Genomic DNA, 24593 nt, shown 5'->3' with positions numbered 1-24593 from the left:
TCCGCAGTTGCCTCTACGAGCAAGAGGCCCTCCGCCGCCTCTCGGTGCGCAAAGGCCTGCTGACGGATCAGGAGCTCCTTGACGGGCTGCAGGCCGTACGTCGAAAGCTGCCGATGCGTCGAGGACGGTAACCCTAACTGATGTGCGGACGCTTCACCCTTACGACTACCCTCGATACCGCGGCCCTGCGCTTCAAGGTCCGGACCGGCCTCGAAGAGGCCGATTACAAGCCCCGCTACAACATCGCCCCCACCCAGGCCGTCATCGTGGTGGGCGACGACGAGCAGCGTTATCTCACTCGGATGCGCTGGGGCCTCGTTCCGTCCTGGGCCAAAGATCCCGCTATCGGTAACCGCATGATCAACGCGCGCGCCGAAACTGTAGCAACTAAGCGCGCATTCCGGGCCGCGCTCCGGAAGCGGCGCTGCCTCGTAGTGGCCGACGGATTCTACGAGTGGCAGAAGCGCGACCGGACGAAACAGCCGTTTCGCATTGTGCTCAAAAACGGCGAGCCGTTCGGGTTCGCCGGGCTATGGGACACCTGGCGCTCACCGGAGGGCGAAGAGGTCAAAAGCTGTACGATCATCACCGTGGACGCCAACGAACTCCTGCGGCCGATCCACGACCGGATGCCGGCGATCCTGACGCGAGAGGCCGAGGCCGTCTGGCTCGATCCCGCGATCCAGGAGCCGGCCAGACTGCTTCCCCTCCTTACCCCTTACCCATCTGACGAGATGGAATGTCACGCGGTGGACGCTTGGGTGAACAACCCGGCCCATGAGACTCCAGCGTGCGTTGCGCCCAGGAAGGACTACCCGCCGAATAGGACGTGACCACCGGAGACCCGATCATTCATCGTATCAATTGCAGACTTGAGCGTGCCGCCTCTTCTTCAGCCTGCTTTCCCTTGACCGCAATCGGCAGCAGAAATCTCACCCGCGGCTCTGTTCTGCCTGGACCGGTCCAATACAGATGCGCATGGGCTCGGCGCATGTGAGGCCTGACCGACCGGTCTGACGAATGGGCGGCGGTCTCCCGCACCTGATCGATCTCCCATCGTTCTAGGGCCTGCCGGTATCCGACGCCGACATCCCATACCATCGGTTCCCGTATGTCGGCCCATCGTTCAGGGTCCTTGCGGCGCATCCTGGCGTCACGATGAGGTTTGGCGCCTGGGTGCATTCTTTTGACCACATCGGGCTCACCGCTCAAGTACAGCAGCAGGATCAAGGTCACACGCGCAAGGTCGGATCGGAATGGAGTACCCACGTTAAGCGATTCGGCCTGGACCTTCCGAGCCGCGTCCAAGGCCGCCGCCTGAGCCTGTTCCAGGGCCGCGCTGAGGGTCGAGGCGTTATTGTACAGGATGGCCAGGGGGACCCATCGGTTCTCATGCAGCCGCTGTAGCCGCAGCTCAAGCTTACCCGTTGCTTCCTGCCCGGTCAGCAGATCGTAACAGGCGGAGACCACGATGGGCCCGTCCGGGCCCTGCCATTCCAGCACGGGACAGCGGCTGGGCAGCCTGATGGCCGCCATGGGTGTCTCGTCCGGCCACGGGCAGAGAGGGCGTCAAGCAGGCAGGGCTCTATCCGCCAGACGGTCTTCGCGTCGCGGTAGGCCGCCCAGACCAGCAGGTCCTCGGCCATGGCAATCTGATCGAGGTCTGGGAGACCAGGCCGTGTGACGGCCAGCCAGTTGAGCAGCAGACTGCCGGGGCAGATGACCTGCGGAGGGAGGCGAGGGAGGTTGAGGTGGGACAGATAGTTCGAGTGCTGCCGCATGGCCTCCTGAAGCGTTGGGGTGATTGCATGGCGGACCTTGCGCCAAGCCGATTCGGCTAGCGGGAACGGGGAGCGGCTTGGCAGGTCGCTTATCATGGCTGGCTCAGACCGGAGAGGTCAACCCGCCACTGCTCTTCCTCAAGGTAGAAGTTGAGATTGATCGGGTACGGCCGCTCCTGTACAGACCTGGGTGAGCCCTTCGTCTCGAAAAGCAGTGTGGCCGACACGACGACATGACCAGGCGAGACCGGTGCGATCTGGAGAGCTCGAAGGCGCTTGTCGCAGCACGCGAGCTTCCACATGCTTCTTTCCATTCTTTGAGCGAGTGCGTCCTTCGAGATGGTAGCGCGGCTCTGGCTCGTACCTTGCTCCCACATCGACCACCATTCATGATAGCCCCACTGATCCAGGAGTTGCTGAAAGCGGTCCCGAACGATGTCTCCGTGGGTCGCACCCTCAGCAATGGACTGGACCGCTGGAAGACACAGCAGCCACAAGGCGAGCGCGACGAGAAAGGCGAGCTTTCGGCGTTGGCGGTAATGAATCCAGACGTGACTGCGAACTAAGGCGTATGTGCGACGCACGGGTTGGGCGGCGTGATCGTTCATGAGCGCCTTTCAGAGACTTTCACAAAAGCCACCAAGAGACCGTTTCCTGAGACAGCCCTTCCAGTTTCACTAGCCGGAAGATGAAGCGACACTATAGAAAGGTCTTAAGGGCTGTGTAGAAGATACGTGTTGTCGGGAGTATAATACCTCCCCGATGTTCAGGAAAGAGCATTACGCGAGCAGACGGATAGCATGCGTCAGGAAGGGGGTGGCAATAGTGAGGGAATCGGTGTTGCTGTTTTTGTTACCATCCTGCCGATACGAAGCCCTACAAGGAAAGAACATTCAGCGCCAGGGCGTGTGGGTCGGCCTCTTCGCTTGCGCAAGCTAAGCGCCGAACAGGATTAGGCTTTCACGTCGATCAACGGCGTCGAGGAGGCCGATCCTCGAACCACTAGATCCAAGCGAGGTAGGCGATCAGTGCCAGCAACCACCACGGCATCGTATCCTTCTCCGTCCTCTTTATAGCCTACCATACACGTTGCAGAGGTGTGGAAAGTTCCGCAGGGCTACCAAGTGGTTTACGTGGCTTGGCCCTTGCCCTTACAGGTTCAGGTGAAATGCCGTTGACAAGTCTTGGAAACGGCAGGAAAATCCCGCATGTCGTGAGGATTCTTGGACTGATGCTATACAAACCAGCGTATGCAGTTTTGTTCGGACGGAACTCGCCATCCTCGTGTGGTCTCGCAACTGTCTGCGACTTGTCTCCGAGATCGAGGCTGATGAGCTTCAACGAATGCGCAACTACCTGGCCCGCAAGTGAAAGGCTGTGGCCCGACAACGGCTTGCTGGACATCGCAAGGCTCCGATGACAAATCGGTTCGAGGACTACCTGGACCAACTCACCAAAGGTAAGGAGCTCGGCAAGGTGCGGATTATCTTGGAATGAAACCACGAATGAACGCAAATCGACACGACATGACTGGGACCGGCCAAGTCGTTACGCTCCAGCAAGTAAAGCTCCTCCTTCGCGAAGGCGAAGGACTCACCGTGGAATTCAAGGAGCGCTACACCCCGCGTATCGACGAAGACATCGTCGCCCTTGCCAACTCCAGGGGCGGCACGCTGCTACTTGGTGTGCGGGATGATGGGACCATCGTCGGCGAGCGCCTGACCAATGACCTGAAGGCCAAAATCAACAGCTTGGCGCGGAACTGCAAGCCGGCTCTGGCCGTAGATCTCTCGCAGGTCGGCGAGGTCGTGGCTATCGTCGTACCGGAAGGCATGGAGAAACCCTATTCCTGCGGTACCGGCTACTATCGACGACTCGACGCGACGACGCAGAAGATGAGTCATGATGAGTTGCGCATTATGTTTGCGGAGCACGAGCCGTTGCCGTTCGAGGAACGGACCGTCCGGGGATGTACCTTCAACGACATCTCGAAAACGAAGATCCGGGCTTTCCTTAAAGAGGCCGGGATCCGCATCGGCGGCATCGCGGTGCCTGAATTCCTGCGCAGCCTCAAGGTAGCGGATGAAGCACGAGTGAAGAACGCGGGCATTCTCTTCTTCGCCAAAGACGTCTATGAACACCTGCATCAGGCGCAGATGACGCTCCTGGCGTTCAAGGGACCGGATAGGCTCCACATCTACGACCGGCGTGATGTGCGAGACGATCTGCTGACGCAGTTCAATGAGGCCGTGGCCTTCCTCAAAAAGCACCTGAACATCCGCAGCGAAATCCGAGGGGTCGATCGGGAGGACATTTACGAGATCCCGCTCGAGGTATTACGCGAAGCCCTTGTGAATGCTCTCATGCACCGCGACTACAGTATCACCGGCACGCAGGTCAGCGTGGAGGTCTACGATGATCGGGTGGAGATCGTGAACCCCGGCGGCCTGCCGAAAGGTCTGTCGGTACGGGATCTCGGCACAGTGTCAATACGACGGAACGAGCTGATCGCGGACCTCTTCTTCCGCCTGCACAAGGTCGAGCGCATCGGCATGGGCATCCGGAAGATGAAGGAGGCCATGGTCGCGGCCGGGCTCCGCGAGCCGACCTTCGAGCCGGACGGGTTCTTCCGGGCGATCTTCCATCGTTCGCCCGAGTTCGCCTTGAAGGAGGGACCGCCCGGTTTGGAGAAAATGTCGGAAGAGATGACACTAAGGTTGGTAGATAAGTTGGCGGAAGGGTTGGTAGAAGTGTTGGCGGAAAATCAGAAGAGGCTACTACAACTGATGCTTCGGAACCCCCGCATTTCAAAGAAGGCTATGGCCGAGACTGTCGGCATCAGCTCTACTGCCGTTGATAACAACCTGTCAAAGCTGAAACAATTGGGCCTACTCCGCCGGGTCGGCCCAGACAAGGGCGGGTATTGGGAAGTGATCCGGTGATGAAGGTGAGATGTGACAACGATCACGCAGCGGGGCAGTCAGTGCGGAGCAGCGGGGGGGAAAGGATAAGCGAGGAAGACCCTCACGAGGCGTCCCGGAACACATCCTCATCAGTCACCCAACCGGCCGCCTGCGCCTTGGGTACCAGTTCTGCACGAATGGTCGTAAGCTGAACCCGAAGTTGCTCATAACGCAGCGCCTCTCGGACGACCTCACTGCGGCTCTCGCCTGTCGCCGCGCACAGCTCCTGAAGCGCCTTCTCGCTTTGGTCGTCCAGGCGGATCGTAAATGTCGTGCTCATAGGAACCCTCCAGAGGTCTGGTTTAATGCCGGACGAAGTATAACATGAGACAGCCGGAGATCCCAACACACGCGATCGACTCTCTCGGCCAATTTGCAACGTGTCCGGCGGCGAGTGATGTTCCCTGCCGTGCGACGGACAGTGATCATGCTCTGGCAGGATGAACAGGTCAGTGGGCGGGTGTTCAAGAGCGGTGAAAGCTTATCCAGAAGCAGGCCAATCAGCGATTCGGGCACTCAGTCCGTCTGCACAAACGTCTGCACTTTTCTACATCCGATCCCGAAATCTGCATGGTGTCTGCATACCTCAAGCGCCGTATGAAATAAGCTAACTATTTGACAATATGGTGACCCGTCCGGGACTCGAACCCGGGACTCCCTGCTTAAAAGTTCTGGACAGAACCTTGACGATTCAATGATGTCCGATAGTTAGCTATGCAGAATGCGGCGAATAACGGTACTGTGAAGCCCGAAAATGCAACCTCCGTGCAACCAAGTGGCAATAAACTACTGGGCCTGGCACTTCAGTGCGCATCACGCTGCATTATCGCACGGGAGTGTCAAGAACCACTTAAATTTTCTTGGGTGTAAATTATCCGATTCTCTACCCTGTAGTCTCCTGCGTCATCGCCGCTGCCCAATATGCTGGGATCTGCTGAGTCACCCGCAAGAAATTGAAGGCCGACCGCGGGTCAGACGAGACCAGGCGGATAAAAGATCCGCCACCGTGAGTCGAACGTCTTCTGCTCCATTCCATGGGCTAGGTAGAAATCGTAGTTGAGACCCATCCGTTGAAACTCGTTCAGCCAGTCAGGCGGGTAGTTCGCCTTTTCCATATAGAACCCGACGGCTTGATGGTATGGATAGACATATTCAAGCGAGTCAAGAGTATAGATGAGCGTGTGAAGCTGGATTCGGGATCTGGCGCGCTTGAAGGCGGCCAGGACCTTTAACACTCCGCCGGCATATACCGGACGCACCACTATGTCGACGAGCGTCCGTTCAAGCCCCGTCATCTCCACGAATTCCCCATGATCAGAGGGAAAGCGAACGACCCCGAGACGATCAGTATGCTTTCCGCTGAGCAGTACGAATCGCCATGCTGCGTAGCGTAGTTCGTAATTCGAGACTCGCTGCGGACGTGCGAACGCCCGATCGATGGCGTCCTGACTGAGAGCGCGTTCGCTCACATGCTTGGCTGATTGTTCGCTGTTTACATAGATCGGGCTCTTCGCTCGCGTTACTAGCCCGTGTAAAGAGGCGGCCGTTCCGTGAGACAGGTAGGCGTCCCGCACGATCGAGAGCGCAAGGGTGTACGGGGAAACGTTTCCGCGGACGAATCGGTGCCTATCGCCGTAGCTCGATTTGAGGATAACCGAACGGACGAGCCCTTGTTTGAGTAGTTGTTCTTTTACCGTATCGCGGGGCTGGCGTACTGATCGCTCCCGTGATCTCAAGAAACGACTAATCAGCGATTCGAGCTGATTGGGTAGAAGAACTGGAGAAGGCAACTGCGCAATGATGTCTCGTAAGCTGGAGGACTGTGCCACGGCTATTCCCCCGACTAATGCGTGAGCTGATTATTATGGTATGTATACCATAATAATCAGAAAGCGAGGCTCTGGAATACACATAACGGATCCCCCGATAAATCTTCTGTCTGGACACCGACCAACGCGATCATCGACTTTTTCCTGTCGGGTATATAGTTACTTGAAATATTATAATATACTTGACAAGTAATAATTATTTCGTAACCATTTGTTATATGGAAGCAGATAAGTCGAAATCTAAGAGATGGCAGCCACGGAGTTCTCTGGATGATGCATCCCTTCGCGGGACGCCGCGGATTCTTCATCTCCTGAAGAAGCGAGGATTCCGGCTACGCGAAGAAGACGTACGCCTCCAGGCCGAAGGTCTGAGTCGTGACCTGCATCTTGACTTTCTTATGAGTTGGGAGGATCGGAGTTTTGCCGTTGAGGTGAAGGAATCTCGGAAGTTCGCAGACTGGGTATTTCACTGGATGGCCCGCTCGATTCTCGCGCTCCAGGCGGCTCATCGGCTCAAGGGGTGGGAACCGATTCTCGCTATCTATGTCGAGTCCATCGACCTGCGGATTGTTCGGCGATTCAGGGATCAGATCGCTCTGTACGCACCGGGTCTGTGGTGGTTGGTGGCCGATGCGTACGGGAGTCTTATCGCGCACCTTCCAAGTGGTGACGAGGAAGAGGTCCGTGATCTTCAGGGGCGAAAAGCCCGACTCCAGCCTCGCATTTCATCTCAGCCCAGCTACGCTTCAGCAAAACTCTCCTTTGGCGATCTCGATCAGTGGCTCTTCAAGGTCTTACTGTTCGCCCGATCGCAAGCGCCAGGGTGGGGTGGACCGCGAGGTTCCATCAGGAATCTGGCCCAACTCGCCAAACTCGCCGCAGTGGCTCCACCCCTGGTCTACCGATGGGCCGCTGCAATGGAGCGCAGTGGCTACTTGGCCAAACAGATGGGAAGAGTCCCTGTTCTTGCCAACACCGACGCCCTGCTGGGGGAATGGCGCGGCCGGTATCGTATCAGCGACAACAACCAGATACCATGTAGTTCGTTATTTGGCGAGCACGCGGATGAATCGTTCTACGATGAATTCGTAAGTCGCCTTCGCCGCCTGCCGGATAACGCGCCTCCTTATGCGCTGACAGGGCACCAGGCCTGCCGACTCTACCGCCTCAAGCATTCTGAGGCTCGCTCGATCCACCTCTACTATGCCGGCGAACCCTCAGTCCTCATGGAAGCCCTGCAGTTGGTGCCGAGCGATAATCCTGCGGCCCCCGTCGTGCTCCTGCAACCGAGGCACCGCCGGAGCGTCTTCGGCGGGATCTCACGCGTGGACAATGTGCCGGTGTGCGACATCCTGCAAGTCTACCTCGACCTCTACCATCTCCCAGATCGAGGTCGTGAGCAGGCCGACTTCGTATATGAGCGGAGCCTGGGACCACTGATGCGCGACGCCATGGAGCTACCGGATGGAATTTAACTCCCCGGATGCGTTCCTGGCTCACGTCCTCTGGACCTTCCGTTCCTATCTCGACAGGATGGTCCTGGTGGGCGGATTCGCGGTACGCCTCTACGAGTTGCACCCTCGGGCGGCTCCGACAGCATTTCGCATGCTGCGGACCTTTGACGCAGATCTCGCCGTGTCGACTGGCCCCATTCCTCTGGCCGGCCAAAGCCTCGCGTCGCTCGCCGAAGCGGCTGGACTGCAGCCTGACTTCCGCGGGGATCACGTTCCACCCGTTATGAAGTTTGTCTCCAAAGGAACGCTCGGCGGGCCGAGTGGGATAAACCAGTACACGGTCGAATTCCTGACCCCAATGACCGGGGCCTCGATCCGCCGCGGCGGGAAAGCGGTCGTCACGAGCGACATCCAGGCAGGTGTGACGGCCCAGCATCTGCGCTACCTCGATCTGCTTCTCGAACGCCCATGGCATGTCCCACTGGTAGCACTTCCGGGAATCCCGGAGGAGGCTCGTACGATTGAGGTGGCCCTCCCACACCCCGGCTTCTTCATTGTGCAGAAGATCTTAATCTCCGAGGAACTCCACCGCCACGACAAGCGTCCAAAAGATATGGCCTATATCTACCAGGTGGTGAGCTTGTTCAGGCGCGAGCTCCCTGCGCTTGCCGATGACGTCCGAGTGCAAATGAGCGGGAACCCCGTCTGGCGCAGGTGGATGGCGCGGTTCCGGCGTCTTACCGACTCCCTCTTCGGTGGCCCGACTGCCCCAGGCGTCACGGAGGCCTACACGGTCCTTCGCGCCGAAATGACAGGCACGGGTTTGGATGTGCCGACTCCGGAAATGATTTACGCTGGAGTCAGTCTGTTCCTCCGGTATTTCTAAGCCTGTTGAGTGCAGACGCTCTCACAAGAGAGCACGTCACGCGCAGGAGGCGCACATTTTCTACCGCTGGATGACGCGCACTTCCTGACACTTCTGAACAACATGCCGAGTTACCGTATATAGGCTTTCTGGCTTGGCAGGCGCTGGCGTTTAGGTTACTATCAGTTTCTCTATAACACGGTGCACCGCAACAAACAGAGCGTCCAAAGTCGTTGCATGAAGAATGAATACATCCTGGGGTTATTGGGGAACTTCGCCACCTTCTCCATCTGACCCCAAAGCTGTTCCTCCGGAAGCGGCGTATCGCCTCGATCATAGTGACCCACTGGGAGAACGAAAACGTCGTCCGCAGCCCTTCCTGGTGCAACGGCTTCTTGAGTCGAAGCAAGAGGTTAGATAGCCAGAAAAGGAAGCGCTCTGAATGAGTGACAAGCAACCGCTGCGGGAGGGGCAGCTTCTCACGGGCTCCCTGTTCAGTGAGCCGATGCGGGTCGAGACCGTGAATGCGAACGGCCCCGACACGTGGGTGGCCGGATTGGTCGGCACGCAGTCGGAGCGCTTCCGCAAGGTCACCCTCACCAGTCGCGATCTCGAAGGCCTCACCATCCTCGACGCGCGGCACACCTACGACGGTGACGGGCGCCTCCTTCGGCTGGGGCTACAAGCCTACTCCCTCGGCATCGCGTACGAGTTCGATCCCTACTTCGGCCTCTCAATCTCCCGCGTCGACCCGCTCCCGCATCAGCTTGAAGCCATCTACGACTATCTTCTCAAGCTCGCCCGGGTTCGGTTCCTCTTGGCCGACGATGCCGGGGCCGGCAAGACGATCATGGCCGGCCTGCTCATCCGTGAGCTTGAACTGCGCGGTCTCGCTGAACGTATCTTGATCGTCTGTCCCGCCAACCTCTCATTTCAGTGGCAGCGCGAGCTGAAGGAAAAGTTCGACGCGAAGTTCCTCGTCCTCAAAGGCGGCGATATACGGGACCAATTCGGCGTCAACCAGTGGCTGGAGCAGAAGAAGATCATTTCCTCGCTCGATCTCGCCAAGCGCAAGGAGATCCTCCCCGGCCTTCGCCAGGTCCACTGGGACCTGGTCATCGTCGATGAAGCTCACCGCATGTCCGCCGCCGACGAGACCCACAAGAGCCTCCGCTACAAGCTCGGCGAACTGCTGAGGGACATGTCGGACCACATCCTCCTGCTGACGGCCACGCCGCACAAGGGCGATCCGCTAAACTTCAGCCTTTTCCTGCAACTGCTCGACGCCGACGCCTACGCGGACGTCCGATCGATCCGTGAGGCGATGGAGCGCCGACGTGCGCCCTTCTACCTGCGCCGGACGAAGGAGGCGATGGTCTACTTCCCGGAGCGCCGGACGGACGGGACCTGGGTGGCCGAGAAGATCTTCACGAAGCGGATCCCGCATACCGTGCAGTTCCAGATCGACGGGACGGAGTTCGACCTCTACCGCGATGTCACCCGCTTCGTCAAGCAACAGAGCTTTAAGGCAGCGGCACAGGGCGACGACCCGCGAGCCCGCGCCGTCGGCTTCTTGATGTCGCTCTACCAGCGGCGGCTGGCCTCAAGCACCTATGCGATGCGGCACTCCCTTGGGAACCGGGCCAAGCGCCTGGAGGAGGGACTCAAACGCGCCCGGGATCTCGCCCAACTGGCCCCACCTGAGCTGCCCGATCCGGAAGAGCTTGAGGAGATGGAGGAGAGTGAGCGCGAACGGCTGGAAGAAACGCTGGAGGCCATTACGCTCGCAGGTAACGCCCAGCAGGTCCAGGAAGAGATTCAGGAGCTCAGGCGACTGGCCGACCAGGCCCAGACAGTCGAGGACTCCGGTTCAGAGGCCAAGCTCTCGAAGCTGAAGGAATTACTCCAACAGGAGGGCTTCTTCGACCATCCCGAGAAGCGGCTGCTGATCTTCACCGAGTTCAAGGATACGCTCGACTACCTGGTAGAACGGCTGAAGTCCTGGGGTTTCCGCGTCGGGTACATCCATGGCGGGATGAAGCCGGGGTCGCGCGACGAGCGCGGGACCCGACTCTACACGGAGCAGCAGTTCAAGGACGGCGGTATTCAGGTCCTGGTCGCCACCGAGGCAGCCGGCGAAGGAATCAACCTTCAAGTGTGCCATATCCTCTTTAATTACGATATCCCGTGGAACCCGAACCGCCTGGAGCAGCGCATGGGTCGCATCCACCGCTACGGCCAGCGGAAGAACTGCCTGATCTTCAACTTCGTAGCCGCCAACACCATCGAGGGTCGGGTGCTGCAGCGGCTGCTGGAAAAGCTCCAGGAGATCCGCGACGCCCTCGATGACGACGCCGTCTTCAACGTGGTCGGGGAGGTCCTCCCGGCCGCGCACGTCGAGCGGGTGCTCCGCGACTACTACGCCGGGCGCCTGGGCGACGCCGACCTTGAGGAGCGGCTGCTCAGGAACGTGGACGAGCGCCAGTTCCGGGCCATCTGCCAGAACGCGCTTGAGGGGCTGGCCTCAAAGCGGCTCAACCTGGAGATGCTGATCGAGCGCCGGGCGCGGGCTCAGGAGCGACGAGTCGTACCCGAAACAATCGCCCGGTTCATCCTGGAGGCGGCCGAATACGTCCCGCTCACCCTCAAGAGCGTCTCGCGCCTTCCACACACGTTCGAGCCGGGACGGACTCCATCGGTGCTGCGCCGGTACGAGAGCGACCCAAGCTGGAAGCTACCGACGCTGGCGGCCAAATACCCCCGCTGTTCCACTGATCGGGAGACGGCGGAGACAAACAACCTGGAGTGGGTCACACCAGGCCATCCCCTCTTCGAGGCGATCCGGCGGCATGCTTATGCCCAGGCGCTCCATGCCTTCGGGAAAGGGGCGACTTTCTACTCGCTCCAGCATGAGGAACCCTCGCGAATCGACTTCTACCGGGGTCGCGTCGTCGACGGCCTCGGCCAGGTGATCCATGAGCGGCTGTTTGCGGTTGAGATGTCCGATCACGAGGAGCCCCGTCTCCGCGAGGCGAGTCTGCTCGGCAACTTCCTGCCTGTATCCCCCTCCTCGTCGCCCCCTCTCCTACTGGGAGAGGGTCGGGGTGAGGGCATTGCCGCGATTCCTGAAGCCACAGCCTGGCTCCATGAGCAGGCGCTGACGCCGTTTCTCGACGAGACCCGCAGAGATCGCCTGGCCGAGGTCGACCGGATCTCGACCCACATCGAGCTCTCGCTCACCGAGCTGCTCCAGCGGGCGGACGAGGAGATCGGCCGGGCAGCCACAGAGGTCGATCGGAGCGTTGTCGGCGCCGAAGGGCGGCTCGCCCAGGCAGAGGCCCGGCATGCCGAATTGCTTCAGCGGCGGGAACGCCGGCGGAAGGAACTCGACCAGCAGCGCTCACTCTCCCTACAAGCCGTGGAACGCATGGCAAGTGTCTTGGTCCTGCCCCATCCCGAGCGTGAGACACCCGAGGTCCAAAGGCTGCAGCCTAACCCGGCAACCGAAGCTACGGCCATGCAGGTCGTCATGGAGTACGAACTCGCGCAAGGTCGGCAGGTCTACGACGTCCACGAGAAAAATCTCGGCTACGACGTCACCAGCCTGGACGTCAATTCGGGTCAACTGCGGCTGATCGAGGTCAAGGGGCTGGCCGACGCGACGGGCACCATCCTGCTCACCCCGAATGAGCGCCGCGTGGCCGAGGACCGCCGCGACTGCTACTGGCTGTACGTCGTCACCAACTGCGGCACAAGCCCCGAGCTGCAGGAGCCGATCAAGGACCCCGCCCGCTTCGAGTGGCACGAGGTCACCAAGGTGGCCCACTACTACCTGTCAGTAGACGCCCTAACCCAACCGATGCAGATCCGGGAGGAACAGCGTCCGTATGGGGAGGAGAGCGAATGACGAAACCGGATCGTAAGCCTTCCCGGGCGGCCGCTCTCAAAGGGTATGCAGATTTTCTCAAAGAGGTGAAGGCGCGTATCCGTGCAGCGCAGATTAAGGCGACGCTATCCGTCAACCGGGAGTTGATCTTTCTTTACTGGGAGATCGGCCGCCGTCTGGATACCGCGCAGAAACGCCAGGGGTGGGGCGCTGCCGTGATTCCTCGTCTGGCGAGGGACCTTCAGAACGACCTGCCTGAGGTAAAGGGATTTTCGGAGCGCAACATCGGCAGGATGTTGGCCTTCTTCAGAGAATATCCCGAGTTGGATTCATTTTTGCCACAGCCTGTGGCAATAATCTCGGCCAACCGGTCCTTGCCACAACCTGTGGCAGAAAGTCCAACTGGCAACCGCGATGTTGCGATGATCGAGTCGTTGTTGCCTGCCCTACCATGGGGACACAACATGCTGCTCATGGAAAAAGCAAAAGACCGCGGTGTGCGTTTATGGTATGCGAAAAAGACGCTGGAAAACGGCTGGAGCCGGAACGTCCTGAGCCTGATGATCAAAAGCCGCGCCCATGAACGGCAAGGAAAGGCGACCACCAATTTCGACTTCAAGTTGCCTCCTATTCAATCGGATTTGGCCAAGCAAGCCCTGAAAGATCCTTATCTCTTTGACTTCCTCACGCTTGAACAGCCTTTCCGCGAACATGAATTGGAAACCAGCCTCGTCTGCCATCTTGAAAAATTCCTCTTGGAACTTGGCTCGGGGTTTGCTTTCGTCGGCAGGCAGGTTCGTTTAGAAGTCGGTAACGAGGAGTTCTATCTCGATCTACTTTTCTATCATCTCAAGCTTCGCTGTTTTGTGGTCATTGAACTGAAGACCGGACCGTTTAAGGCGGATTATGCCGGCAAGATGAACTTCTATCTGAATGTGGTGGATGATCGCTTGCGGCACCCGTCAGATCACCCCAGCATCGGTCTGATCCTGTGCCAGGATAGAAACAAGGTTCTTGCCGAATACGCTCTGCGCGGAATGACTAAGGCTATCGGCGTATCGGAATACCAACTTACCCGCGCCCTGCCCAAAGAGCTCAAGTCCAGCCTGCCTTCGATTGAGGAGATCGAGGCGGAGATGTCAGACGCCAGGCCGATGCGAAACCAGGCACGAAAAAGACGCAGCTCCGGTGGAACCGGGGGACGAGGATGAGGTGTCGCATGTTGGGGGTTCAGAATTGAATGCCTCGGTCGAGGCCAGAACGCCCGATGGCAGAAAACCGCCCAGTGGCAACTGGGTAATACCCAATGAATTGGGTAACGAATTGGGTAACAAGTGAGAAGGACAAGGCCGCTGTTCGAGGAAATGGTGAATTCGCTAGATGCTGTCTGGCATTTTATGTTTTTATGTACTGTGCCAGATGATTAGAAAGGCCGGGCAATTTTCGAGATGACGGCTGGACAAACTACAGACGGTGTTTGCGGAATGCGAGCCATCACAGTATCGCACGGCCCTGTCCAATGAAAGGGAACCAGCAGCGGAAATTCGAGAGAACGTCTAGTATTGGAAGATCGAAAAGATAGTCCTCTCGCTACTCACAAGAAAGCAAGCGTGAAGAGGCGATGAATCTTGAATGGCATGAGGTGACCAGGGTCGCTCACTACTGTTTAATATGGACGCGATGAGCCAGCCGATTCAGGTGCGGGAGGGGCCGCCGCCGTACGAAGGATTCCAATGACATACTACTATCACGATCGATCAGTCGGACGCCATACGGAGTCATTGTTCCGTGCGGGTCGCACAGTGAACTTCAGATGCCATTGGTACACAATGATACAGCTATGCTGTATGTCTCACCCGAAAACAGGAGAATGAAGGTGGCCCGTGGGGAACTGCTCAGAAGGCTGTTTCTTAGCCACAAGCGTGGTGACGAGGAGGAATTCCGGTCCATTGCGCTCGAAGTGATCGCGGAGGAACGGAAAAAGAATAATCATATGCTTGCGAAGGATCTCATGCGAATCTTGGAGAATGGAAGCCTTTATGTGACTAACCGGTGCCAGCCATTCGGGAACGCGGGGCAACCACCCAAGGATCGCGAACGACAGACTCTGCTCGTAGATGTACGCGAACCCGACCGGCGGCTGCAGGACATTCTTCTCAGCAAAGTAGGCTCGGCCGTTGTTGATCGGATCCTCCAGGAGTATCGGCAATCCGAGATTCTTCGACTTCACGGACTCCGGCCCTCCACCAAGCTGCTCTTCTGTGGGCCACCTGGATGCGGTAAGACACTATGCTCCGAGATCATCTCCTCCGAGCTCGGCTTACCACTCCTCTACACTCGTTTTGACGCAATTGTCTCCTCATATCTGGGCGAGACGGCAGCCAACATCCGCAAGGTATTTGACTACGCCGCGAACGGTCGATGGGTTGTCCTTTTCGATGAGTTCGATACCATAGGGAAGGCGCGGGACGACGCCGCAGAGCACGGAGAACTCAAGAGGGTCATCGCCAGCTTCCTCCAACTCCTTGATGGCTTCACCGCCCCAAGCATTTTGATTGCTGCCACGAACCACGAGCAGCTCTTGGATAACGCGCTCTGGCGGCGATTCGACGAGATTCTCATGTTCCCGCGCCCGTCGGTACATGAGATTCGTTCGCTGCTTGCGATGAAGATGAAAAACTTTCCTCACAGTGGGGTAGATCTGAAAGCAGCCGCATCCAGATTCAAGGGCATGAGTCACGCCGATGTTGAACGCGTGTGTCTCGACGCAATCAAGACCACGATCCTTCAGGACAAGGACTCAGTTGACCAGCAGACGTTTGATCAGGCGATAGAGCGCCAGAGAGTGCGTCTGGCAATCACCGAAAACGCGGTAGGGCGCGGGAAAGCGTAAGGGCTAAATGGAAGGGAAACGGACAACATGCCGAATTTGCCACATCTGATCCTGCCCCGCGCCGAGTTCGACCTTCCCCGGAAGAAAACCAGCTTCGGACGTCCGCCGGCAAGAGAGCACGGCTCTCACGGCCGGGTCCTTGCGCGGGAACTGGACGAAGTCCTCGACGGATTCCGAAGCCGCCCGAGGCCGCTAGGGATCGACCCGAGCCTCATACTTCGAGTCCAGCTCAATCCACAGGCGGGTGTGGATGAGGAAACCTGGGAGCGCTGTGGTCTTGTCCTGGTGAGTGTGGATGAGAAAAAGACACTCGTCCTGTTCTCCTCTGACACCGACTTGTCGGAGTTCAAGCGGCGCCTTGACGCGTATCAGCAAGGACCTCCTCCCGAGCAAAAGAGTGCCCCACACCAACAGATATTTGCCTCGATAGACCATATCGGCGATGTTCGTGCCGAGGATCGGATTGGGCGACTACTTCGTGCTAACGGAATAGAGGATCCGGCGGCGATAGATGACGCGACTGAGTACATCATCGACGTGGAGTTGTGGGACCTCGGCAGCCGAGAGGCAAACCGTAGCAAGGTCACAGAGGTCCGGCGCTTTATCGAAGAACAGGCCGGTCGGGTGTCAGATGACCACGTGGGAGAGAGTTTGGTTCTTCTTCGGGCTAGCTGCACCGGCAAGGTCATCAAGGACCTCCTGAAGGTTGACTACGTTGCGGTGGTCGACTTGCCTCCGAAGCCAACGCTCACGGTCAGCGAACTTCTCGACGTCGGGATCGAAGACCTCCCGGAGGTCCCGGCACCAAAGAACGGTGCGCCTGGCGTGGCGGTCCTCGACACTGGACTGACCGCAGCCCACCCGCTGATCGGCCCTGCGATCGGGGAGGCAACCACCGCACCCCGCACGTGGGGAGATGCCTCGGATGGCCACGGCCACGGAACGATGGTGGCCGGCCTGGCTCTCTACGGCAACGTGGAGGAGTGCATCGAGTTGCGATCATTCGTTCCTCGGCTCACCCTCTACAGCGCGCGCGTACTGAACGAGAATTGCAGGTTTGACGATGGGAGCCTCATCACGACCCAGATGCAGGAGGCAATCCAGTATTTCCGCGAGACCTACGGGTGCCGCGTCTTCAATGCTTCGCTCGGAGACGATCGGCTCCCATATCAAGGGGGGAAGGTAAGCCCGTGGGCATCGATCCTCGACACCTTGGCTCGGGAGCTGGATGTGGTCATCGTCGTATCCGCCGGGAACTACAAGCACGATCCCGGCGATGGGAACTCGGCCGACGGTCACGTTCAGGACTATCCCGGATATCTCCTCGACGATGCCGCGAAGATTATCGAACCGGCAACCGGATCGATCGTTCTGACTATTGGCGCTCTGGCACACACGGCGAACGTCCCTTCGGGCGCGGCCGGGAACAACGTGGCGTTTCGCCCGATCGCGCAGGAGCAGCAGCCCTCGCCGTTCACTCGATGCGGTCCAGGTCTCGGCGATGCCATTAAGCCCGAACTCTGTGAAGTCGGCGGCAACCGCGCCTATGACGGGCTAATTCACCGGGTCCGAGACGTTCATGAGCTATCGGTTGTTTCAATGAACCGGCAGTACGTCGAATCCCTCTTCACAACGGATACCGGCACATCCTTAGCCGCACCGAAGGTGGCGCATGCAGCAGCTCGGTTGTACGAGTCGTTTCCGAACGCCTCGGCGAATCTGATCCGTGCCCTCCTTGCCGCCTCCGCAAGCGTGCCGGAGCCCACCGAACGAGCTCTTCGACCGCTGGGAAACGGTGCCATGCTCCGGGTCTGTGGCTACGGCCGACCGGATCTCGATGTGGCGCGGGCGTCTGAGGAAGCGAGAGTCGTGCTCTACGCCGAATCGACACTCGCCTTCGATAACTTTCATATCTACGAGGTGCCCATTCCCGATGAACTCATCGACGAGAACGGGACGCGACGCATCACGGTAACGCTAGCCTACGATCCCCCAGTACGGCACACACGGTTTGACTACCTCGGCGTGAAAATGTCGTTCCGGCTCATTCGCGGGAAGTCTCCAGACGAAATCGCCGAGGCGTTTCGCCAAAGGAACCGTGAGGAGCAGAAAGTCGATCGGCTGACGTCCACGAGCTTCGACTGCCCGATGGAGCCGAAACCGAAAGTCAGAGAGGGTGGCACCCTGCAGAAGGCCATCTTCACGATGATGAGGAAGCCCTCTACGGACTACGGCAACACGTACCACGTCGTCGTGCGATGTGAGAAGAAGTGGGCTCGGGACGAGCACGCACCGCAACGGTACGCCGTGGTAGTCGTGGTGGAGCATTCAGCAGAGGTGAACCTCTACAACAGGATTCGCGAGCGAGTTCGAGAGCGGATTCGCGTGAGAGCGAGATCATGATCCCCAAGGAGTGCAAGCGGCTGGCGGAGGTGGACTTTCCGATTGCCGAGGTCTCGAAGCACTCGGCTCGGGAGAAGTCGATCCGGCACGGGCATCCGAGCACGCTGCACCTATGGTGGGCGCGGCGGCCGCTGGCCGCCTGCCGCGCGATGCTGCTGGGGCTGCTCTGGCCGGATCCCTGCGATCCACTCTGCCCGGAGCAGTTCAAGGAGAAAGCGCGAGCGCTCCTGTCAAGCGTTCAGGGGAAGGTCGGCCCCACGGACCAGGAACTACGCAAAGCACTGTTGAAATTTATCGGCGACTTCGCCAACTGGGACCTATCGGCCAACCGCAACTACTTGGAAGTCAGCCGCTCGTTGGTTAAAGCAGCCCACGGCGAAGAGCCCTCGCTGGTCGTCGACCCATTCGCCGGAGGCGGGTCAATTCCATTGGAGGCGTTACGGCTGGGCTGCGAGGCGTTTGCGTCGGACCTCAATCCTGTGGCCTGCCTCATCCTCAAAGTCATGCTGGAAGATATTCCTCGCCATGGCCCGCAACTTGCGGAAGAGCTGCGTCGTGTCGGCCGGGAGATCAAGACGCAGGCAGAGAAGGAGTTGGCTGAGTTCTACCCTAAGGACCCGGACGGAGCAACGCCAATCGCCTACCTCTGGGCGCGCACAGTGATGTGCGAGTCGCCGAATTGCGGCGCGGAGATCCCGCTGGTGCGATCATTCTGGCTCTGCAAGAAGGCGAATCGAAGGCGGGCGCTCCGGTATACGGTGATCCGTTCCCACAAGGGCACTCCACATGTTGAGTTCGAGGTGTTCGAGCCCGCGAAGGAATCCGACGTCCCGCATGAAACGGTTACGCGGGCGAGGGCGACCTGCCTTTGCTGTGGGAGTGTGCTTCCGCCTGAGCGAGTCCGGGCGCAACTCGCTGAACAACGCGGCGGAGCGGATGCCGTCTTTGACGCCAAGGGCCGCCGGATCGGTGGTGCACTCATGACGGCGGTCGTGACCCTGCAGCCAGGCATACAGGGGCGTAACTACCGATTGCCAACGGAACGCAACTACCATGCCGTCTGGAAGGCACACAAGGAACTCAAGGCGATTCTCGATGACTGGGAACGCAACGGCAAGAAAGGACTATCCCCCGTTCCAGATGAGCCGTTGGATATACGGGGCATTCGTCATACGTGGGTCATGACCTACGGAGTGGAGCGCTGGGGCGACCTGTTCACAGCACGGCAGAAAGTGGCGCTCTTGCGCCTGATCAAAGGATTGCAGGCTCGAGAACCATCTGTCGCCGATGCTTTGATCGCGCTGCACATTGGGAAGGGAGCAGACGGCAATTCGTCGCTCTCCCGCTGGATGGCGGGTTACGAGAATCCGGTGAACTGCTTTTCGCGCCAGGCGATTCCGATGGTTTGGGATTTCTGCGAATCCACCCCGGAGAGCCAATCGCGCGGAGTTTTCCTATCCGGTATCGAGGATGCTGTCCACGTTGTCGAGACCATGCGGGTGAGCGCGCCTGGGCAGATACAGCAAGGTGATGCTACAGAATCGCCGCTTCCGGATCACTCCGCCGGTGCTTGGTTCACGGACCCACCTTACTATGACGCGATCGCCTACGCCTACCTTTCAGATTTCTTTTTCGTATGGTTGAAACGCTCGCTTGCAGGTCGTGGGATCCTGCGAGATCCTAATGCCGAGCGGAATCTTTTGTCGCCAAAAGATCCCGAAATCGTTGTGGACCGCCCGCACCGTCTGAGCAACTCTACGAAAGATGCGGTGTCCTATGAGTCTGGAATGGCGCGTGCTTTCGCTGAGGGCCGTCGGGTTGTAGCAGCCGACGGAGTTGGTTCGGTTGTATTTGCGCACAAGACTACCGAAGGATGGGAAGCGCTGCTCTCAGGCATTATTCGCGGCGGGTGGACCATCACTGGGTCGTGGCCCGTGGCAACGGAGATGGGCTCAAGACTAAATGCGCGCGACACCGCCTCACTTGCCACGAGCGTCCACCTCGTCTGCCGTCCGCGGCCCGACGATGCGCCGGTAGGCGACTGGGCCGACGTACTGCATGAACTTCCGAAACGCGTCGGCAACTGGATGGAGCGCCTCCAGCCCGAAGGTATTCGCGGCGCAGACCTTGTCTTCGCCTGCATCGGCCCGGCGCTGGAGATCTTCAGCCGGTACAGCCGTGTCGAGACCGCCGACGGGCGCGAGGTCAAGCTCGCCGAGTACCTGGAGAAGGTCTGGGAAGTCGTTGCTCGGACAGCCCTCAGGCAGATATTGGGAACCGACTCTCCGGCTGACTTCGGCGAAGATGCACGGCTGACCGCATTGTTTCTCTGGACGCTGCGGACAACCAATGGCTCAAACGGCAATGGCAACGATGAGTACATTGACTATGATAAGGAAGAGGACAATGCAATCTCCGACGAGGACGTTGACGAAGATATTGCGGTAACACGACGTGCTCCGAAAGGCTACGCGCTCCCGTTCGACATCGTTCGCCGAATTGCGCAGCCCCTGGGTATCCGACTCGATCGTTGGAACCGCCGGCTACTTGAGATTGACAAGGGAATGGTTCGACTGTTGCCACTTTCTCGCCGCGCGGACTTTCTGGTCGAGCCAGGTGTCGCGCACGATCTGATGCTCGTGGACTCATATCAGCGCATGAAGTCGACAAAACAACTGCTTCTTTTCGAGGAACCCCTAAAGGCCGAACGTCATGCGGAGGCCGAGACAGCGCGTGGGAGGGTGGAACGGGAGACATGGTCTCAGCTTCACCTCGACTCGATTAGCACGCTGGATCATGTACACAAAGCTATGCTCCTACAGAAGCAGGGGCATACAAACGCACTGAGAGAGCTTCTCTTCTACGAGAAACATTATCGCCCTGAGTTTGTCCGCCTCGCTAACGCGCTCTCTGCCCTGTACCCGAAGGGCAGCGAGGAGGAGCGTCTCCTCGATGCGATGCTCCTGGCGGTTCCGCGATAAAGAACAAGGCAAAAGTAAAAAGGTAAAAGGCAAAAATGGAGCGAAAAGGCCGCGAGACATAAAGGAAAGAACGTTCAGATTTGCCCTGGAGATTTTACGTTTGTGCAAAGAACTGGACGAGAGACCGGACGTAGGAAGAACTTTGGGTAAGCAGTTGTTAAGATCAGGAACGTCCATCGGAGCAAATGCCGAGGAGGCGCAGGCGGGACAGAGCAAAGCGGACTTCGTGAGCAAATATGCCATTGCGTTGAAGGAGGCCAGGGAGACGCTCTACTGGCTCCGCTTACTCAAGGAGTCCGGCTCGTTGCGGGACGGCTCGATTGACATGGTCATACAGGAAGCAGACGAACTCTCCCGCATCATCGGTTCGATCATCGTGAAGGCAAAGCAAGGCTCCGATGACACGTAGCCGTCCATTTTGCCTTTTTACTTTTGCCTTTTGCCTTTCACCCGGAGGTTGACATGGAACCTTGGTACAGGGTGGCCACACCACGAAAGGAGGTCCGGGAGGGACGGTCCTTCAACCCGGACGAGTTCGCCATCGCCCTCGAACAGGTCGTGGCGAAGACGGCGCCGGAGGACTACCGCGACCCGAGACAGTTCTTCGCCCGCACCTGCTTCACCAGGGCACTTAGAGAGCATGCCGGCATGGTCCTCCGACGGCTCTCGGGCAGAACCGACAATACCGCGCCGGTGCTGACCCTGATCACCCAGTTCGGCGGCGGCAAGACGCACACCTTAACGGCCCTGTATCACCTCGGCACGAGCGGCGAGAAGGCGTCCGGCTACTCGGGGGTCTCCGATCTGCTGCGGGACGCCGACCTCTCATCGGTCCCCGAGGCGCGAGTGGGCGTGTTCGTAGGAAACGCCTGGGATCCACAGGATGGTCGAGAGACGCCGTGGATCGATATCGCCCGACAGCTTGCGGACGATAAGGGGGTCGAAGCGCTGGGGCAGGCCGCAAAGACCACCCCGCCGGGGACGGAGTCAATCGCCCGTGTCTTCCAGGCAGCCAACGCGCCGATCCTCCTTCTGTTCGACGAGGTGCTCAACTTCCTCAACCGACATCGCAGCATGGCGGACTCATTTCACGCCTTCATCCAGAATCTGACGGTCGCTACGACAGGGACGACCCACGGTGCGGCGGTCATCAGCCTTCCGCGCAGCCAGGTCGAGATGACCGATTGGGACATGCAGTGGCAGGACAAGATCACCAAGGTCGTCCGGCGCGTTGCCAAGGACCTCATCGCCAACGATGAGACGGAGATCAGCGAGGTGGTTCGGCGGCGGCTCTTCGAGGATCTGGGCGGCGAACGCGCCAGAAAGAATGTGGCCAAGGCCTTCGCCGACTGGTGCTTCGAACGGAGGGCGCAGCTCCCGCCGGAATGGACGGCTACCACAGAGGCCAAGGCCCGAGAGTATCTCCGCGGGCGATTCGAGGCCTGCTATCCCTTTCATCCGGCCGCCCTCTCCGTCTTCCAGCGGAAGTGGCAGGCGCTGTCGCAGTACCAGCAGACACGCGGCACCCTGGCGATGCTCGCCCAGTGGATCGCCATCGCGTCTCAGAAGAGCTTCCGAGAGGCTCGTACGGAACCCCTCATCACGCTCGGCTCGGCGCCGCTCTTCGATCCCGGCTTTCGCAGTGTCATCCTCGGTCAGTTGGGCGAGTCGCGCCTGGTTGCCGCCATCGATGCGGATATTGCCGGCGAGCAGGCCCACGCGAAGGCGCTGGACGCCGACACGAAGGGTCCGCTCGGCGACATCCACCGCCGGGTGGGAACGGCGATCCTCTTCGAGTCCTCAGGCGGGCAGTCCGACAAGGTCGCGCACCTGCCGGAACTGCGGTTTGCCCTCGGGGGGCCGGAGGTGGACACCACCTCGGTGGACAACGCCGCCTTTGCCCTGGAAGATAAGTCCTACTTCATTCGGAAGGTGGGCTCCGATGGGTTCAAGATCGGCCACGAACCGACGATGAGGAAGGTCGTCAACGACCGTCGGGCATCTTTGGATGAAGAGACCGAAATCACGCCTGCGATTCGCAAGATCATAGACGATGAGTTCCGGCGGGAAGCGAGCATTCCGGTCGTAGCGTTTCCCCGCGACGGCGCGGAGATCCCGGACACGCCAAGGTTGACGCTTGTGGTCTCCGAACCGGAGGCCGAATGGACGGGCAGCGGTTCGTTTCGAGCGCAGATCGCGGAGTGGACCAAACAACGCGGTACATCCCCACGACTCTACCCGGGGTCGCTTGTCTGGTGCATCAAGAAGCCGGGCCGGGACCTACGGGACAAGGTCGAGCTGTGGCTCGCCTGGAAACGTGTGGCTCGGGAAGTTGCGGATGGGACGCTCGGGGGCGACTTCGATCGAATGGATCGCGCCGAAATCCAATCGAAGGTTACAGCCGCTGAAGAGACCGCCAGGGAGGAGGTCTGGGGCGATTACCGGTTTACCGTTATTCTCGACCCACGGGAATCAGATGGATTGAGGAGCTTTGATCTGGGAGCGGGCCATTCGAGTAGCGGTACTACTCTGTGCGGCCGCGTGATTACAACGTTGGTTTCGGAAGCTGTTCTCAACGTGGAGACCCCAGGGGCAGGATACCTGGACCGGAACTGGCCGCCTGCGTTGAAAGAGTCCGGGGCCTGGCCGCTTGCTGGCCTTCGACAAAGCTTTCTGAACGGCTCGCTCACGCGGCTGCTCGATCCCGATACAATCCTTCGCGCCAAGATTATCGAATTCGTCGGAAAAGGCGACTTCGGACTCGCCTCGGCCCAGAAGTCCGACGGTACCTACGAACGAATCTGGTTCCAAGAGCCCCTTGGGGCCGATGAGGTCGTCTTCGAATCGGGCGTCTTCCTGCTGACCAAGACCAGGGCCCAGGCGCTCAAGGCGGGTGTTCAAGAGGCCGTTCCGCGACCGGAACCGCAACCCGCTCCTCCGGTACAGCCGTTGGCGCCTAGTTCTGAACTCAGGCTAGACCCTGAGCCCACCCCACGGGTTCAGACGAAGACCATTCGCCTCGTCGGCGCTGTCCCCCCAGAAATGTGGAACCGGCTAGGGACGAAGATCCTGCCGAAGCTCAGGTCGGGCTCTGACCTTCGGGTCGGCGTCGAGTTCTCCGTGACCGTGAATAGCGACGTTGCCGGGAACCTGACCTCGGATCTCCGGCAGATCCTGGATGATCTGGGGCTGGCGGGTACGGTGCAGATCCGAGATTCTTGATGAAGTCTGCACGAGCAACCGATTTAAACAATGGGGCGGCGTACAGAAGAAGCGGAATAGCCGGATGCTTGACGGTCGGACGTGGGATGAGATGCCGAATGGCCATGTTGCCGACATAGAATGAGGTGACATCGGTTTCACTCAATCCGCCTTAAGCTCGCAGCGCACCGTCTGAAGTCAGAATACCTATCCCGTTCCTCACCCCTCTTGGTAGGAGTCAGATCAACTGACACTACTTGTAGGCTTCGAGCCGTCCCTCCCGCTCAGGGAATCAGCAGCAGACTACCGATGAGCCCCGCCAGGCCGCACTACTGAC

At 59.2% G+C, this 24593-nt stretch carries 16 protein-coding genes; 12 read left to right on the top strand and 4 right to left on the bottom strand.

The genetic code is table 11. The features are described 5' to 3' along the window. The first annotated feature begins 140 nt into the window (after window positions 1–140). Window positions 141–833 carry a hypothetical protein gene (locus C3F12_04465; protein ID PWB47235.1) on the top strand — a complete coding sequence of 231 codons (693 nt, stop codon included), beginning with the start codon at window positions 141–143 and terminating at the stop codon, window positions 831–833. Window positions 834–852: 19 nt separating this feature from the next. On the opposite strand, the gene C3F12_04460 is transcribed toward C3F12_04465, so the two are convergent. Then, on the bottom strand, window positions 853–1536 hold the full coding sequence (locus C3F12_04460; GenBank protein ID PWB47234.1) for a hypothetical protein: 684 nt from the start codon (window positions 1534–1536) through the stop codon (window positions 853–855). A gap of 2 nt (window positions 1537–1538) precedes the next feature. Here C3F12_04460 and C3F12_04455 point away from each other — a divergent pair, with 2 nt between their 5' ends. Beyond that, window positions 1539–1841, top strand: a complete 303-nt coding sequence (locus tag C3F12_04455; GenBank protein PWB47233.1) for a hypothetical protein — start codon at window positions 1539–1541, stop codon at window positions 1839–1841. A gap of 32 nt (window positions 1842–1873) precedes the next feature. On the opposite strand, the gene C3F12_04450 is transcribed toward C3F12_04455, so the two are convergent. After that, a complete protein-coding gene (locus C3F12_04450) occupies window positions 1874–2389 on the bottom strand; it encodes a hypothetical protein (protein ID PWB47232.1) in 516 nt (171 codons plus the stop codon). Window positions 2390–3274: 885 nt separating this feature from the next. Between C3F12_04450 and C3F12_04445 the strand changes: the two genes are divergently transcribed. Continuing rightward, window positions 3275–4723, top strand: coding sequence for a hypothetical protein (locus C3F12_04445; GenBank protein ID PWB47231.1), 1449 nt, complete (start codon window positions 3275–3277; stop codon window positions 4721–4723). An 82-nt stretch (window positions 4724–4805) separates the two neighbouring features. Here the strand turns inward: C3F12_04445 and C3F12_04440 are convergent, their stop codons facing one another. Together C3F12_04440 and C3F12_04435 are read right to left on the bottom strand one after the other, a co-directional pair. Then, entirely contained in the window at window positions 4806–5024 is a 219-nt protein-coding gene (locus tag C3F12_04440) for a CopG family transcriptional regulator (GenBank protein ID PWB47230.1), read from the bottom strand. Between the two features lie 691 nt (window positions 5025–5715). Continuing rightward, window positions 5716–6318 (bottom strand): hypothetical protein, encoded by a 603-nt coding sequence (locus tag C3F12_04435; protein PWB47229.1) that lies wholly within the window; start codon window positions 6316–6318, stop codon window positions 5716–5718. Between the two features lie 473 nt (window positions 6319–6791). On the opposite strand from C3F12_04435, the gene C3F12_04430 reads away from it, so the two are divergent. The 9 genes from C3F12_04430 (at window position 6792) to C3F12_04390 (ending at window position 24277) form a co-directional block, all read left to right on the top strand. Beyond that, window positions 6792–8048 carry a hypothetical protein gene (locus C3F12_04430; GenBank protein PWB47228.1) on the top strand — a complete coding sequence of 419 codons (1257 nt, stop codon included), beginning with the start codon at window positions 6792–6794 and terminating at the stop codon, window positions 8046–8048. Then, window positions 8038–8913 (top strand): hypothetical protein, encoded by an 876-nt coding sequence (locus tag C3F12_04425; GenBank protein PWB47227.1) that lies wholly within the window; start codon window positions 8038–8040, stop codon window positions 8911–8913. Before C3F12_04430 ends, C3F12_04425 begins: the two co-directional genes overlap by 11 nt. 421 nt (window positions 8914–9334) lie before the next feature. Next, window positions 9335–12799 (top strand): helicase, encoded by a 3465-nt coding sequence (locus C3F12_04420; GenBank protein ID PWB47226.1) that lies wholly within the window; start codon window positions 9335–9337, stop codon window positions 12797–12799. Beyond that, window positions 12796–13989: a DUF1016 domain-containing protein gene (locus C3F12_04415; protein ID PWB47225.1), complete on the top strand. Its 1194-nt coding sequence runs from the start codon at window positions 12796–12798 to the stop codon at window positions 13987–13989. The genes C3F12_04420 and C3F12_04415 overlap by 4 nt, the downstream gene beginning before the upstream one ends. A 659-nt stretch (window positions 13990–14648) precedes the next feature. Beyond that, on the top strand, window positions 14649–15671 hold the full coding sequence (locus C3F12_04410; GenBank protein ID PWB47589.1) for a hypothetical protein: 1023 nt from the start codon (window positions 14649–14651) through the stop codon (window positions 15669–15671). 27 nt (window positions 15672–15698) lie between these two features. Continuing rightward, window positions 15699–18074 (top strand): hypothetical protein, encoded by a 2376-nt coding sequence (locus C3F12_04405; protein PWB47224.1) that lies wholly within the window; start codon window positions 15699–15701, stop codon window positions 18072–18074. After that, window positions 18074–21055, top strand: a complete 2982-nt coding sequence (locus C3F12_04400) for a DNA methyltransferase (GenBank protein ID PWB47588.1) — start codon at window positions 18074–18076, stop codon at window positions 21053–21055. The genes C3F12_04405 and C3F12_04400 overlap by 1 nt, the downstream gene beginning before the upstream one ends. Then, complete coding sequence (locus C3F12_04395) at window positions 21027–21464, top strand: four helix bundle protein (protein PWB47223.1); 438 nt, start codon at window positions 21027–21029, stop codon at window positions 21462–21464. The genes C3F12_04400 and C3F12_04395 overlap by 29 nt, the downstream gene beginning before the upstream one ends. A 53-nt stretch (window positions 21465–21517) precedes the next feature. Next, window positions 21518–24277 carry an AAA family ATPase gene (locus tag C3F12_04390; protein PWB47222.1) on the top strand — a complete coding sequence of 920 codons (2760 nt, stop codon included), beginning with the start codon at window positions 21518–21520 and terminating at the stop codon, window positions 24275–24277. Window positions 24278–24593 lie beyond the last annotated feature (316 nt).

It is taken from the genome of Candidatus Methylomirabilota bacterium (assembly GCA_003104975.1).
Lineage (GTDB): Bacteria > Methylomirabilota > Methylomirabilia > Methylomirabilales > Methylomirabilaceae > Methylomirabilis.
Note: the sequence above shows the minus strand (reverse complement) of the source record. Positions and strands in the feature narration are given on the sequence as shown.